Genomic DNA, 13006 nt, shown 5'->3' on the forward strand with positions numbered 1-13006 from the left:
ATTATTAGTATAATAATATGGGCACTAAACGTCTGCAACCTAGAAATCCAAACTAATCTCCGAAGGAAGGAATTTGGCGGCAGCTAGTTGATGAACGCCAAGCTGTTTGTATACTTCTTTCTTCAAAGCCTCTTCATAACCAGTCCCAACAGCGGAATCGGTTACAAGCTTCTCAATCTCTGTGTCGATCCCTGAAGCCCAGTCAATAAATTTACTGATCGCTTGCTCCATTGTACGAGGCTGAGGACTGATGGAGAACGATGAGCGTCCCCACAATATTGCGCGAGTTATCGCTTCCGCGACCGAGCGAGAATGATTTTTTTCATATATCACTGCTCCATTTTTCATAACTACTTTGACGTCGATTTGATCCATGAATTGCGTCAAAGATATAGTCTTCAGAGATTTCTTTTCAAAGCTAAGAAATAGCTCCATATCCTGTACGTCGGAAAAATCTTCTGGAAAGTTTTTCAAGCTTATTTTGGTTGAAACGGCTTTTGCAATAGACTTTGCAACCGTGCCAATGCTATCATCTTTTTTCTTCTTTACCTTCTTATCTTTATCCTTTGCTACCGTAGATCGGGCAGCACAGACCTCACGTAAATCATCATAGAGCTTTTTCGTCGAAACAGCGCCACCTGCGCAGCTCAACAGAAAATTGTCGAGTTGTTGCAAAGCCGTACCAGGGTGCGATTTGCGATTTAGCCAATCTACGGGCTTTTCGCCGGTCCATACCGCTTCGGCCAGCGAAACGAGGTGAGCTCTTAGTTGGGGATCCAAAGCTCTTACATCAAACACCGGATATCGACGGAGTTGTGATGTTGGGGCCTCCAACGCTCCGGCCCCCATGTTGGTCGACCCATTTACCTCCAAAGAATAGCTGAAAAGCGTGCTGGTCAAGACAGCGGCGAGTTCTTTCCAGTTTATGCCATTTGGTTGTAGTCCGTTCAACCGTTGGTCAAGAAGCGCAGGTTTCTCGAACAAATAAGGTGAAAAGTTACCATTGACTGCCTTGCGAAGCGCAACGTGATATAGATGAGGGCGCGCCTTTGGAGCGTACCAAAGCTTCCCACCTTGATTCTGCAGCGCTTCCATAATTGTTTGTGACTTTCCGGCCTGCTTCTTCTTTATGGCGGGTCGATCACCCATCGCCTGTATGTACTTCAAAGCTCCGGTATTGCGAATATCTTCTTGTTTCTCCCGGCAGAGAAAAACCCATTGATTATTAACGGGGTCTTGAAGAAATGCGCCGCTATCCAAGGATTTCAGCATCAGGATGGGGGCGAGAAATCTGTCTTCTATTCCGTAGGTGTCGATCGTCGCATGATTGACATAAAAGAATGTGTTTTGAAGCGACTTGAAACCTAATCCAACTGTCGCCAACTCGGAAAGCTCTACGAACATCAAGCGTTCCTCTCAAATATTTCATAATAGGATAGTGGCGCACGCATGAATTTCGACCAGTTTCTTGCAGATTTGCGGTTGGCTTTTATCGCCGCACGTTCTGGTCCTGATTCGATTATCTTGATCCGATACATGTCAGTTTCAATTGAAATTTCGGAAGCCTCGATTTCATCAGCCAGTTTGATGACCTTATCCCAATATAATCCTGAGCCTTGCGTTAGCTTCTCAATTGGCTGTTTCAGCGTTACAAACCGAATTGGCTCATTTTTTTCAAGAGAGGCAACCTTTTCGGCGACGAGCAAAACGGCATTAATGTCTACCTGTGGAAAGAATGATTCAGCGTGAGAACTCACTACGGTAACAAGCTTGATCTCGCCGAGGAAAGCCTCTTGTAGTGAATAAGCGTAGTCCGCTGTCAGCCAACTCGCTGGTGTTACAAAACCCAAACGAGAACCGGGCTGCATGAAACGCATGGCATGATAGATAAAGAATGCGAACAAGTCCGTCTTCGCGGGCGCTTGAATGCCCGCACGAGCTGCAGCAGCAAATAATCTGGAACGGTACCCGCTGTCTAGGTCATCTTGATTCTGCGATCTCAGATACGGGGGATTACCAAGAATGCAATCAAAATAGGGGATCGGGATATCGATTTTTGTCGCGCCAGCAGTGATGCGAGGCGGTGGAAAAGGGACAGTGTCTCCCGGGTTCCTACTGAAAAAATCTCCAGTGACGATGCGCGGAAAGTTCTCGTACTCGGACATATTTTGACGATACAGATTTATGACTGCCAGTTCCGCAGCAAACGGACTTATATCAAATCCCCAAATGGTTGATAGTAACTCCTTGTGCGAAAGCCCCGTTGTATGTGCAATGTATCCATAAAGCGACATCAGAAATGTACCACTGCCGCATCCTGGGTCGAGGACCATGGGACGCGTACCGTCGACCGTCAGCGCGACAAGTAGGTCAGCAACATGGCGAGGAGTGTAAAACTGTCCAAGAAGCAGCTGCTCTTCTTGAGGTATCAGATGCTCAAAAATAGCCCCCAGAACGTCATCGGTTAGCGAGGCCCAATCATATGCACCAAGTTGTCTGACCAGCTGACGAATTATCGCTGCTGCTTCCGAAGGTATTGGTACTAGAGAGTCCAGCCGGTCCGGCTTGTATAGAGCCTCATAATCATATCGCCTGACTTCATTCCAATAAGGCTGCAGGGCATCTGGAAGCTTATCACTTGGAGAGAGTGTAATCTCCCTAAGGGAAGTGATCTTGCGACGTAATGCAAAATAAAAGAGAATTTGGCCGATTAGCCGATAGCCCATTTGGCCGGCAATGGCGTAGTTGATGTCTTGAACAAAACCTTTGAAACCCTGCTCGGCAGCAATTGAACTCAACGTTTTCCGAAGTGCTCGATTGGAGGCTGCGGCGTGTCTAAGGTCACGATAAAATAGCGTCCTTAGTCGCCGGATTGATTCGGTAAGACGACTGACAAATATTTCTGTATCTATAGCTTGACCTGCAACCTCTCCATTTGCTGCATGTATGAGAGCAGCATCAAGCATCTCTAATGCCTGAATTTTCAGTTCGCTAGTAAAAGGTTCATTGAACCAGTCTTCTACGCTATTTATGGACAGCGGGAGCGCAGATTGCATTATTGCTTCATGTGGTAGCGGTGCGCTGCCGGGCGCGGGAGTTCGGTAGACTTCAATCTCCCGCATGTTCCACATCGCGAAGTAGGGAGCGTGCCAATGCTGAGCTTTCTCGATCGCGTCTGCGAAAAATACCGGATCGTTGATCAAGGTATTTGGCGTTTTTAGCTCCACGGCTAAGAAAGCCGTTTCGCTCGCTCTGTCCTTCCAAATAACAAGATCGCTACGCTTGCCGGATTGCAAACGCGGTTTCTCCTGTGTTGCTTTGTCAATATTGATACCTTTACGCTTTAATATCTCGTTGTTAAGCCAGCTGATCACTTCTCCTTGAAACTCGAGCTCGTTGCTCAATTTTCTTCCAGACTTGGCCATTTTATCTGCTTTCATTAATTGCAGGGTCTGACGAGGACGTGAAATGAATCGCTCATATCATCGCAACATAATCAGCTCAGATCATATTGTCGTCAGGAATAGCTATTTTTTACACTGCTTCTGTGCACCAGCTCGCTCAAGCCATGGATAGGCCATATAAGAGATGTGGCAAGTAGCAGACTAAGGGTTTTACACGGTTCGTTTTTACGGGGCAGAGGAGCAATATCTGCTGGAGTTACCTCTTCTTCCAACTTACATTGATCTCAAGAGCGTCTCGGTGCAGCTCAAAATGCGGCTTAAATATGATAAATACAGGTGGAGCCAATCGTCACTTTCAGACAGTCACCGTCGGTAACCAACAGTAGTTGGTCCACCGAAATTAATCGCGTGGTCGAACCGCTTATCTCATTTTAATGTCGAGCGTCACAAAGAGGGAACGAAACCTCATAAAATGTGCATTTTCTTAGGTCTTCGACTTAGCTTTCCCTAAATTATTGCACCCATTGAATTTTTTACGGCACATTTCTACGCTCGCCCTTTTGGCGCAGTGGTTACATAACAAAAGGCATGGAAACACTGCCTTTTGTGAGGTCGCCATGAAACAAGCGCGTGTGCTGACGGACACGGAATTCAAACGGCTGCTTGCAGTGGTCGCACAGTCCCGACACTCGGGACGCAATCGATTGGCACTGATGCTGTCGCATCTCGCCGGGTTGCGCGTCGGTGAAATCGCCGCACTAACCGTGCGTGATGTCTTCGACGGTGATGGTGTTGTGCGGGCACAATTGCGGCTGCGCGCAGAGATCACCAAAGGCGGTCATGCGCGAGTAGTTTTTGTAAATGAAAAGCTGCGCCGAGAGATCGAACGCTATTGCGGTGAATGCCAAGTTGAACGCTTGCCGGATGCACCTCTGCTTCGGACGCAAAAGCGCACAGCATTTTCTGCTAACACGCTTTGTCAATTGATGGGCCAACTATATAGGCTAGCTGGCCTTGACGGTGCGACATCGCATAGCGGTCGCCGCTGGTTCATCACCCGTCTCGCGCATTCGGGTGTCAGCCCGAAAGTCATAATGACACTCGCGGGTCATCGCAATCTGACAACCACTCAGCGTTACATTGACGTGCGCGATGAAATGATGAAAGCCGCAGTCGATCTACTTTGAACCGATGAGACAGACAGCCCCAAATCCCGAATGCTTGCCCAGCGTGTTGCTTTCTCTGCAAACGCAGGCGATATTCCTCCAATGTTGTTCAGATATTTGACTTACGCTCGTTAAAGATTGGCGGCACGGGCGGGCGGGGGGATATGCCGGTAAGCTTAGATGAAAAAACAGGCGGCATAATAGCTGTTCTTCCTATTCACTTCGATCTCCCATCACACAATATTTCCCTATCGACGTTTGTTCAAACTGCCGAGCAGACCGCTGTTATCGTGGCAGCGCTCAACAGAGAGCTATTTGCTGGCAAGCTGAAGTATGAAATTCTCGTACTTCCTCCACAACAAGGATCATTCAAAAGTAAAATCGGTGTTTTGCTAGCGGTTGGTGGGATACTATGGGCTGGCCTTGAAAGCAGTGTTGGTCAAGCCTTTGTTAAAGGGCTTACCGGTCACGAACCAGCATACTGGGCAGAAATCGCCGGTAAGAAAACCAAAGAGTATTTGGAGGCTGAGAGTGAAGATAGTGCGCCCGAAAAGGCTAAGGGATCAGAAATAGCTGAACCCGAAAAGATTAAATGTATTGCGACTGGAGAAATTCTCATCGAAGCGACAAAGTCTTTTTTACAAAGTGAAGTGCTTGATTTAGAGGTTCTAGGGGTCACTACATCTCAGTTTCGAGATGCTTATGAAGCACGAAATGAGTTCTACCAAGCTTGTTTGAACACGCGCAATCTCCGCGCAGTTGGTTTTGAAGACGCGCCGGTATTCCCAATAAGTCGTCGAGATTTTACGCAATTGCAGATTGTTCTTCCGCCGCGAGAAGACGACACAGATGAGACGTGGCTGACTGCCATCGCCGACTTGAAGGTCACTTCGCCAAATTGGGACCGCGAAGACAGACATCGAAATTGGAAGGGGCGCGATGTCAACGGCAGAGATCGCTTTTTCAGGATTGATGACGAGCATTTTTGGCAGCTAGTTAAAGCCGAACGGCTCAACACGCACATTATCGATACAATCAAGGTGCATTGGGCTTTCCGTGGATCACCCGCCGCCCCCAAAAACATCCGGGTCTTGAAGGTGCTGGAGTTTAATGGTGAACGGCTAGCCCAACCATTGGACGACAATGCGCTCGATGCCATACTGGGCAACTATTTCGTAATAGAGACCGATCAACTCGATCTTTTCGGAGCCGCCGAGGATAAAACTTAGCCTATGGGCGACGCAAACTGATTATTTTAGCTTTTTGTATCTAGGATAAAACACTGTTTTAACCAGACTTACCTATCAGCCTTCGCCTGAGTGGGTGCCAGCATTATTCGTGCTGGCTTGATGTTGGGTGGGCTAATGGCTGATAAGAACAATCCGCGTTGGATGAATCTACTGGAAAAGATCGCGGATAGCTGGAGTGATGATGACCGTTCTAAGTCGGACAACATCAAGGATAAATCGGTCCACACGAATATTTTGCGGGGTCTTATCTCGGGAAAGCCGTTGAGTGATAAACAGGCAGCGGCTTTTGTCAGCAGTATTCGCAAACGTGTGCCGTTCAAGCATGACTTTTCATGGGACGGACAGATTTTTCTGACGCGTAAACAAGTGCGCTATATGCGGACGAGTGGGCTTTATGATAGATTGTCCGACAAGTTTTCCAAAGAGGTGCAAGGGCTTAAGGAGTTTGATCCAAAAAGTTTTGTCACCAATTTGTCACCTATTTCTTCCTCAATTGCTCCTGATTTGTCCCTTCTTTGTCCAAATAAGAGCGTGAAGTCGCTGGAAAACAAGGGGTTTCCAGCGCTTACAGAACTTAACGACACGAAACAAAACGCCACAGGTGGCTTAGCCACTTCTCAAGATGAAGATTCATACCCATCGACTGATGTCGGGGACAAGCCCCAACACCTGACGAGCGCTTCCATGCATTCGCATGTCGCGCATGTTTCGGCTACGCCATCGGGAATTGGGGAAGACACCTATATTGAATCTTCTCTGAAAGAAATAAATGCAATCGAAAATATCGGCGCGCCAGTTGTAAGCCCGGCGCCGCCACAGACGCCCGCCGCTGGCCCGGCCAGCAACGCTGCACAATTTGCGAACAACAACATACACGCTGCAGCCCATCACGGTTTCGCGTCATCTGATATCAAGATCGCGCTTTGGCGAACACCCGGTTCGCTGACAGGAACGATTATGATTGACAGCGAAGTCATGCAGCTGGATTTCCGTACCTTCCAACATCATGAAGATGCATTCTATCGGGCACATGGCGATGCCGCCGACAAGCAATGGTACCGTCGTGATTATGAACCGCTGCTTGCAACTGATCTTCGCGACTATGATCGGGATCGAAAGCTTCACGACAGGCCGGACTGGTTCCAGTTTGCCTTAAGCCCTCTCTATAAAGAGCGAAACAGCAAGGTCTTGGCCTACAGACGCTTCATAGTGCGTTGTGTATGGGGTGATAATCTAAACGGTGTAGATCCGACGGGCTGTATTCTTCTCCGGGAAAAGGACGAATTGCTCATACCGATTAAGCCGAACAACAAAAGTAAAAACCCCAAGGCACCTGATTATAAGAACTGACCCTATGGACCTGACGAAAACGGCCCGACGCAGACAGATGCGTTTTATACGAATGAACGAGCAACGCGGTCGCTGCTTTTATTGCGGCAACGCGATGTGGGAACGGGAAATCGAGCCGCGCGAAGATGCCTTACGCCGGTTTAATCCGTGCTATCCCGATGGAGATTTTCATTCTGACTCTCAGGTTCTGGAAGCCACAACCTGTACGCTTGAACATAAGCACCGTCAGGCCGAAGGCGGTACGGATGCCGTGGGCAACCTTGTTGCAGCCTGCGCACGTTGCAATAGCCGCCGCAACGGCCTTGCGGTCGAAGAGGTCATTGAGCGCGTAATGCAGACCTACGCCTCACCGGAATCGGGTCGTTCGCATTGGCCCGATGCGCTCACCAACACGATGATAAGGCGCAAACATACCTTTCATTGGCAACGTCTGGTCTGCGTCGAAGCAAGCGTCAACAATGTCAGCCTGTGGCGGCATACGGTTTCGCTTGAAGGCGGCAGCAATCCAAGTGGTAATCAGATAGCTGTAAGTTCAGATGACGCTCTTGTGTTTCCGGCGGCGCACATCGTTCCTAGGGAAATAGCTTACATCGGGCGAACAGCGATTGCGGGTGTCCGGGTGCTATTTGAGAACCCCGATCATGGCGCTCTGTTCGAACAGCATTATCGGGGCTTTGTCGTGTTCAGCACGAATAATGCCGGGTAGCCGGGGCGTAAGGTCACCCCGTATTACCGCGCTTTAATATTGGTTTACCATGCAATCAAAACTCAGTTGCACGAATCCCGAGTCCAATTAAAAGCCTATCCGTCGGTGTTGTTACCTGACGTTGTTTTCTTCGCCCTGCTGTCACTCACCCTGACTTCCGGGTTTCAAAAAGGTCAAGGAGCTTAGGCTCTGGAAACTGGGCTGTCGTGGCGGGTGCCGCGATACGCCACGGGAGCGGTTTTTCCCGAAGAAGGAAATCTCAAATGGTTACTAACGCTATCTCTTTGTCCACCAAGGGCGAACTCGAAATCCTGCGTGATGATTTCAATCAGGGCTTCAATCAGGTATTTGCAAAAGTCTCCACGCCGGCGGAACTGAGCGAGTGCCTTGAAAGAGGTCAGGCTTGGTCCAGCGTGGAAATGGCTCATCGCGGGCGAGGACACCGTTTGACGTATCAGGCCATAGCATTTGCGGTGGCGCTGGCTGAAGCGGTTCAATCCTCATCTGCCTTGCGTATAGCCTTTGACAAGGAGTGTGAGGCTCGCGGTATCGAACCACTCGATAAAGCCGCGAATCCCTTCACCACCTATCTCGGGGCAACGTTCGGACATTGGGTAAAGACCGAAAAGGATGGCAGCACGTCAAATAGTTGGATCAGGAATAAAACCTGGCTCAATCTGGGGGGCGCGTTACGGTATCTCGTGGAAAGCAAAATCCGTCCGGAGGATGTAGTTGACCACATTATGAATGCCGTGGAAAAGGATGCAAATGGGGCAGAGAAAACCAAGCTTGAAGCCCTCAAGATCCGGGACCGCAAAAAACATCCCGCGAAATCGCCTTCGGGTAAGACATCGTTCGGAAACGACGAGAACCGGCGCAAGGTAACCACATGGAAACCAGTCGCGACGGCCACAGTTGACCCCAAGGTGCTGAAACCCAACAGCGAAAACCTCACCCTGATGGTGGCGCGTGTGGACCCGGTGAACGGCAACGTGGAAGTTCTCTATGATGCCAATCTCGACCACGAAACCATTATGAAAGGTGTGCGTGAAGGACTTAAGCTCGGTTGATGACACGAAGGGGGAGCGACGGCTCCCCCTTTAGCTTTTTGGAGTGCCTACAACGTAGTCGCAAACCTCTTCGACAATATCGTCCCGACGCACAGATACGTCAGGAACCACAGCCCCCACGAATAATGCTGCAGGCGCAGCTACAAACAAAGGTGCCTATCGCTGACATCCGAGTTGAGGTTCATATGGCTATTGACTGAAGTTTTTCGGGCAAGGCTCTGAATCGTTCATTCAACATGCCTTCGACAAAGCGCCACGGAACAAGTGCTTCTCTTGAACCAAACGCATATGGCAATACATCGTACGGGCTGAAATTAACTGTTATTCCCTTTGGATCGAAATTGAACTGCCCGATCAGTTTCCATACAGTTTCGTCATCGTCCTTATGATGACCGAAGAAGGGACTGAGATCATTCTCTCCGTCTTCATTTTCGATAGCGATTTCAGCATCAATTATCTTTTCGCAATAATCGAGTATTTTCCTTGCCGATTTCGCATCGTGATAAAGCAGGTCCGGCATCGTAATAAGACCGAGGTGGCTGCCCCCAAAGTTGAACGAGCGGAGATAATGATTGGGATGGGCCGCACCGCTCCAGTAATAATAGGTATGCACGCGTGCAGACACAAATTCATCCTTTCGGAAAAATTCGTCACTGCTGAGTTCAAGTGTGGACTTATTGAACTCGGACACTTCACTTTCGTTCGTCAGAAAATCAACACGTATGTTGTAAAAGTCTTCCAAAGCGACCGAGGCCAGTTTGGCGTTTACGAATTCCCAATAAAGACCGGTTTCGTGATAGCGAAGATAATTCCCCTCACATTCGAATGTATCTGTCCGTTCAGAGAATTGAACCTTCTCCATACCACAATCTCCTTTAACCTGCTCTTCAACAGTGATCGTCGGCCCTTCGGACGAGGAAACCGGGCTTACTCCTGATGCCTTCTCAAGCGAAGCTTTTAGTTTTTCACGCCAGTCAGATCGAAAATAGTCAAGGTAATGAAATCTTAGCAAATCAATAGGAAGGCGAAACTCCTCAAGGCGGATAAACAACGCATACAATCGGCCAAATGGCTGATCATCTGCTAGTTTTAATGTATAACGAATTTCCCTTAAAACTACTCCGGAACGCTCAGTTATTTCCGGTGAACAGAGGTGGATCAAAAAATCTGCTTGATCCTGAGCTCTCCTGCGAACATCGTCCCATTGATCACCACCAACTAGAGAACGCTTGTCGAACCAAACCTCGTGCCCTTCCGATACGAGAAACGCATAAATTTCTTCTGCCGCCGCCAAACGTTCCGACGGATATCCCAAGAAAATCTTCATTCACTTACCCGCTCATCATCGACTCAGAAAAGAAAATCTAGCAGCCCCGTACAGAAGTGTCAGCGCTTCTGGCACTCGCTAACCTTATTGGCCACAAGCTGAGGCATCGGCATAAATAGAATGTGTGCAAGATGCTATTTGAGGGAGAAGACGCCCTTCCCAGCATGATAGCATTAAGCCCACGGTTCCATTTGAGCCCGGATTGTTTCCTAACAGCAATCCGGGTTTTTTCTGTTCCGCCATTAGGTTCTTTGGCAACTATCGGAATTTCCGACCACGAACATCCACAATAGATCGACGTGCAATATGCGCATTGATCGCATACTTGAGTTCTAACAGTTTTTTCGCTTGCTCCGTTGGCAGCCCCTCAACAAATCGTTCCAATCGCCACACCATACCGCAAAGAGTTGCCAACCCCGGCTCTCGCTTGGTTGCCAACAAATGCGAATAGTAGCGTGGGCTGCGACCAAGCCAGATTTTCGAGAATTCCATTTGCGATTTTGTAAGGCCTTTGCGTTGCATGGCCGAGTATATTTCTATGAGCTTCATTATATATATCCTATTGAAAAATATATTTAATTCAGAACATGGGAGGTGTTAAAATGGTGCTTTATAAATAGCACGTTATTTCAAAAAGGAGATTTTTATGACGAGTGTTATGTGGAAGCTAAGGAATGCGTTATGGGCCGCGCCCGGATACATCGATTGGGCCGACAAGAAGAGATTTCGCTGGCTCAGCGAGGGGAACGAACAGCAACGGACTGTGCTGATGGAAGCCCTCGGCTTCGGCCATCCGCTACGCGGAAAGGCTGCCCGCTGCGGAAGGATTGAGGATCCCGACACCAACTACATGCGGCGTTGCGGTATCCCATTGTGTCCGCGCTGCTTCATGACGGAGCGGAGCAAGCAGATAAAGCAAGCAACGCGGCAGCGGTTCGTCGGCGTGGCCAATGAGCAACTGGCGTTCGCGACGATCCTTTTGCCGGTGGCAACCACGCTTTCCGGTGTCTCCAATATCATAGACACTGAGAAAACGCGCATGCGCAATATGGTGAGCCTTAAACGCCGGAAGGACAGCCGCTGGAACAACTTCGAAATCCTCGGTTGGTGGGAGACCGACCGAATGACGTACAGCGATTTTGAAGAAATGGGCCGTAATTCGCAGATTGCGCTGAAACAGCTTGGCATTCCCTTGGTCTGGTATGACGACGCTACCATCTGGCGACCACACCTTCATGCGATTGTTCGGCTGGATCAACTCTCCGTTTCCGAGGTGGCCGATGCCTTCCGTAACAACGGATATGGCGCAGCCTATCAGGTCAATATCAAACCGTTTACGGCCAGCCAGAGGGTCGGCCTCAACATCAAATCAGTGATCCAGTACGCGCTGAAGTTCCGTATCGAAGCGGATTTCAAGTCGGCTGACAGCAACTGCAGTTCTGGAAAATATGATCTGGCCAACAGGAAGTGGTGGCCAGCTAAAGATGTCAAGGCATATGCGGAATGGCTCTGCGAGAAAAACTCGGGGTTTCAGTCGCTTCGCTTTTCCTTGGGCGTGAAGGGCAAAAGAGCCAGTGCTGTTGTTGCAAATTCGGCATCGAATAATTTGTCGGCCAAGTCGGGCGCGTCACTGATGCAGGTCATTGCTGATGATGATCTAGACGGTATTGAATTGCTCGAAGACGCATTCGATGACCGTTTCGATCAGACAGATGGTGTCGAAGTCGATGATGGTTTTGTTGATGAAGACCCAGCTCATGGGATTTGTGTTGAAGACGAAGGAGTTATTAATGGAGGAAGTTCTGTCATTGGTATAAGGTATAAGAACCCGTATTCAGATACTAACTGGACAGAAGATGCGAGTGAAGGACACTCTGACCGAGTGCCATTTGCTGTTGATTGGTCATCCAAATTCGCTGGAAATGTCATCGGTCTCAAAGAACGTCTACGTGGGATTGCCATTGCGCGGCACGATGACGCTTCCAACGGCAGTATGGGACGTGGATGAAAGTTTGTTGAACAAACTTTTGCGGAGCAACTTCATCGCTATCGTTAAGAAGCAGAGAAGCGTAAAGGAGTGCGGACAACGCCATGTAAGCAGCCAAGCTGCACCCAATGATAAACGCTTGCCGTCGACGCTCTATGGTGATCGCCGGAAAAGACAAACCCCATGGGATCATATTGATCCCATGGGGTTTGAAGACAGCACAGTTATCTGTGCTGTTATTCGGTTTTGTGCAACTGCTTCTTGCGTTCTGCCGATACCGCAGCGAGTTGCGCGTCAAGTTCGCCAGCACGAACTGCTTCAATCAGCGTGTCGAGAATTGCAGGCAGCGCTTTTAATTCGCTGACCTCAATGGCGTTTTTGTCCTTGGCGATTTCGATGGTCTTGCCTGCATAACGCAGGACGAAAAATGTCTTGCCCATAAGATCTTCGAACCAGCCCTGACGAACACGTCGTAGTGCCTCCGTCTGGACCTTCTGCCCTTCCGCATTCGTGCGCCAGACTTTGCGGAAGGTGTGATACTTGCGGCCTTCAAGCGCTGCCGTCACCATGAGTTTTTGTTCGGAGAGTACCACGATCATTTTTTCTCGTGACCGCAAAACAGGGTCGTTCGTACGTGCGGGAGCCGCATTTGCAAGCTTAAGCGCCTTGAGATGGGACATGCTGTGATCCTTTCCGAAACGTCGTTGTTTCGTCCCGGATACAGCCGTCCGCCAAAAGGGCGAGTA

Annotated in this window: 11 protein-coding genes; 6 read left to right on the forward strand and 5 right to left on the reverse strand. The window is 49.1% G+C overall.

The window, feature by feature from the left end; translation table 11 throughout:
- Positions 1–39: 39 nt before the first annotated feature.
- Both RI570_RS04215 and RI570_RS04220 read right to left on the reverse strand, forming a co-directional pair.
- Positions 40–1404: a hypothetical protein gene (locus tag RI570_RS04215; protein ID WP_313827139.1), complete on the reverse strand. Its 1365-nt coding sequence runs from the start codon at positions 1402–1404 to the stop codon at positions 40–42.
- Complete coding sequence (locus RI570_RS04220) at positions 1404–3425, reverse strand: restriction endonuclease subunit M (RefSeq protein WP_313827140.1); 2022 nt, start codon at positions 3423–3425, stop codon at positions 1404–1406. Before RI570_RS04220 ends, RI570_RS04215 begins: the two co-directional genes overlap by 1 nt.
- A gap of 596 nt (positions 3426–4021) precedes the next feature.
- On the opposite strand from RI570_RS04220, the gene RI570_RS04225 reads away from it, so the two are divergent.
- From RI570_RS04225 to RI570_RS04245, 5 genes are all read left to right on the forward strand, one after another.
- Positions 4022–4591, forward strand: a complete 570-nt coding sequence (locus RI570_RS04225; RefSeq protein WP_313827141.1) for a site-specific integrase — start codon at positions 4022–4024, stop codon at positions 4589–4591.
- A gap of 143 nt (positions 4592–4734) precedes the next feature.
- Positions 4735–5799 (forward strand): hypothetical protein, encoded by a 1065-nt coding sequence (locus RI570_RS04230; RefSeq protein ID WP_313827142.1) that lies wholly within the window; start codon positions 4735–4737, stop codon positions 5797–5799.
- 135 nt (positions 5800–5934) lie between these two features.
- Positions 5935–7170, forward strand: coding sequence for a hypothetical protein (locus RI570_RS04235; protein ID WP_313827143.1), 1236 nt, complete (start codon positions 5935–5937; stop codon positions 7168–7170).
- 52 nt (positions 7171–7222) lie between these two features.
- Positions 7223–7876: an HNH endonuclease signature motif containing protein gene (locus tag RI570_RS04240; RefSeq protein WP_313827144.1), complete on the forward strand. Its 654-nt coding sequence runs from the start codon at positions 7223–7225 to the stop codon at positions 7874–7876.
- Positions 7877–8139: 263 nt separating this feature from the next.
- Positions 8140–8946 (forward strand): hypothetical protein, encoded by an 807-nt coding sequence (locus tag RI570_RS04245; RefSeq protein WP_313827145.1) that lies wholly within the window; start codon positions 8140–8142, stop codon positions 8944–8946.
- Between the two features lie 181 nt (positions 8947–9127).
- On the opposite strand, the gene RI570_RS04250 is transcribed toward RI570_RS04245, so the two are convergent.
- Both RI570_RS04250 and RI570_RS04255 read right to left on the reverse strand, forming a co-directional pair.
- Entirely contained in the window at positions 9128–10273 is a 1146-nt protein-coding gene (locus tag RI570_RS04250) for a TIR domain-containing protein (RefSeq protein ID WP_313827146.1), read from the reverse strand.
- A gap of 258 nt (positions 10274–10531) precedes the next feature.
- The gene (locus tag RI570_RS04255; RefSeq protein WP_313827147.1) at positions 10532–10822 is read right to left on the reverse strand and encodes a DUF6626 family protein; all 291 of its coding nucleotides are present in this window, start codon (positions 10820–10822) and stop codon (positions 10532–10534) included.
- Between the two features lie 97 nt (positions 10823–10919).
- Here RI570_RS04255 and RI570_RS04260 point away from each other — a divergent pair, with 97 nt between their 5' ends.
- Complete coding sequence (locus RI570_RS04260; RefSeq protein ID WP_313827148.1) at positions 10920–12281, forward strand: hypothetical protein; 1362 nt, start codon at positions 10920–10922, stop codon at positions 12279–12281.
- Positions 12282–12496: 215 nt separating this feature from the next.
- On the opposite strand, the gene RI570_RS04265 is transcribed toward RI570_RS04260, so the two are convergent.
- Positions 12497–12940 (reverse strand): DUF6641 family protein, encoded by a 444-nt coding sequence (locus tag RI570_RS04265; RefSeq protein WP_313827149.1) that lies wholly within the window; start codon positions 12938–12940, stop codon positions 12497–12499.
- Positions 12941–13006: the final 66 nt, after the last annotated feature.

Source organism: Brucella pseudogrignonensis, from assembly GCF_032190615.1.
Lineage (GTDB): Bacteria > Pseudomonadota > Alphaproteobacteria > Rhizobiales > Rhizobiaceae > Brucella > Brucella pseudogrignonensis_B.

Coding starts and splice junctions, on each gene's coding strand:
- RI570_RS04215 (WP_313827139.1), bottom strand. CDS start 1,404: ATGTTCGTAGAGCTTTCCGAGTTGGCGACAGTTGGATTAGGTTTCAAG.
- RI570_RS04220 (WP_313827140.1), bottom strand. CDS start 3,425: ATGGCCAAGTCTGGAAGAAAATTGAGCAACGAGCTCGAGTTTCAAGGA.
- RI570_RS04225 (WP_313827141.1), top strand. CDS start 4,022: ATGAAACAAGCGCGTGTGCTGACGGACACGGAATTCAAACGGCTGCTT.
- RI570_RS04230 (WP_313827142.1), top strand. CDS start 4,735: ATGCCGGTAAGCTTAGATGAAAAAACAGGCGGCATAATAGCTGTTCTT.
- RI570_RS04235 (WP_313827143.1), top strand. CDS start 5,935: ATGGCTGATAAGAACAATCCGCGTTGGATGAATCTACTGGAAAAGATC.
- RI570_RS04240 (WP_313827144.1), top strand. CDS start 7,223: ATGAACGAGCAACGCGGTCGCTGCTTTTATTGCGGCAACGCGATGTGG.
- RI570_RS04245 (WP_313827145.1), top strand. CDS start 8,140: ATGGTTACTAACGCTATCTCTTTGTCCACCAAGGGCGAACTCGAAATC.
- RI570_RS04250 (WP_313827146.1), bottom strand. CDS start 10,273: ATGAAGATTTTCTTGGGATATCCGTCGGAACGTTTGGCGGCGGCAGAA.
- RI570_RS04255 (WP_313827147.1), bottom strand. CDS start 10,822: ATGAAGCTCATAGAAATATACTCGGCCATGCAACGCAAAGGCCTTACA.
- RI570_RS04260 (WP_313827148.1), top strand. CDS start 10,920: ATGACGAGTGTTATGTGGAAGCTAAGGAATGCGTTATGGGCCGCGCCC.
- RI570_RS04265 (WP_313827149.1), bottom strand. CDS start 12,940: ATGTCCCATCTCAAGGCGCTTAAGCTTGCAAATGCGGCTCCCGCACGT.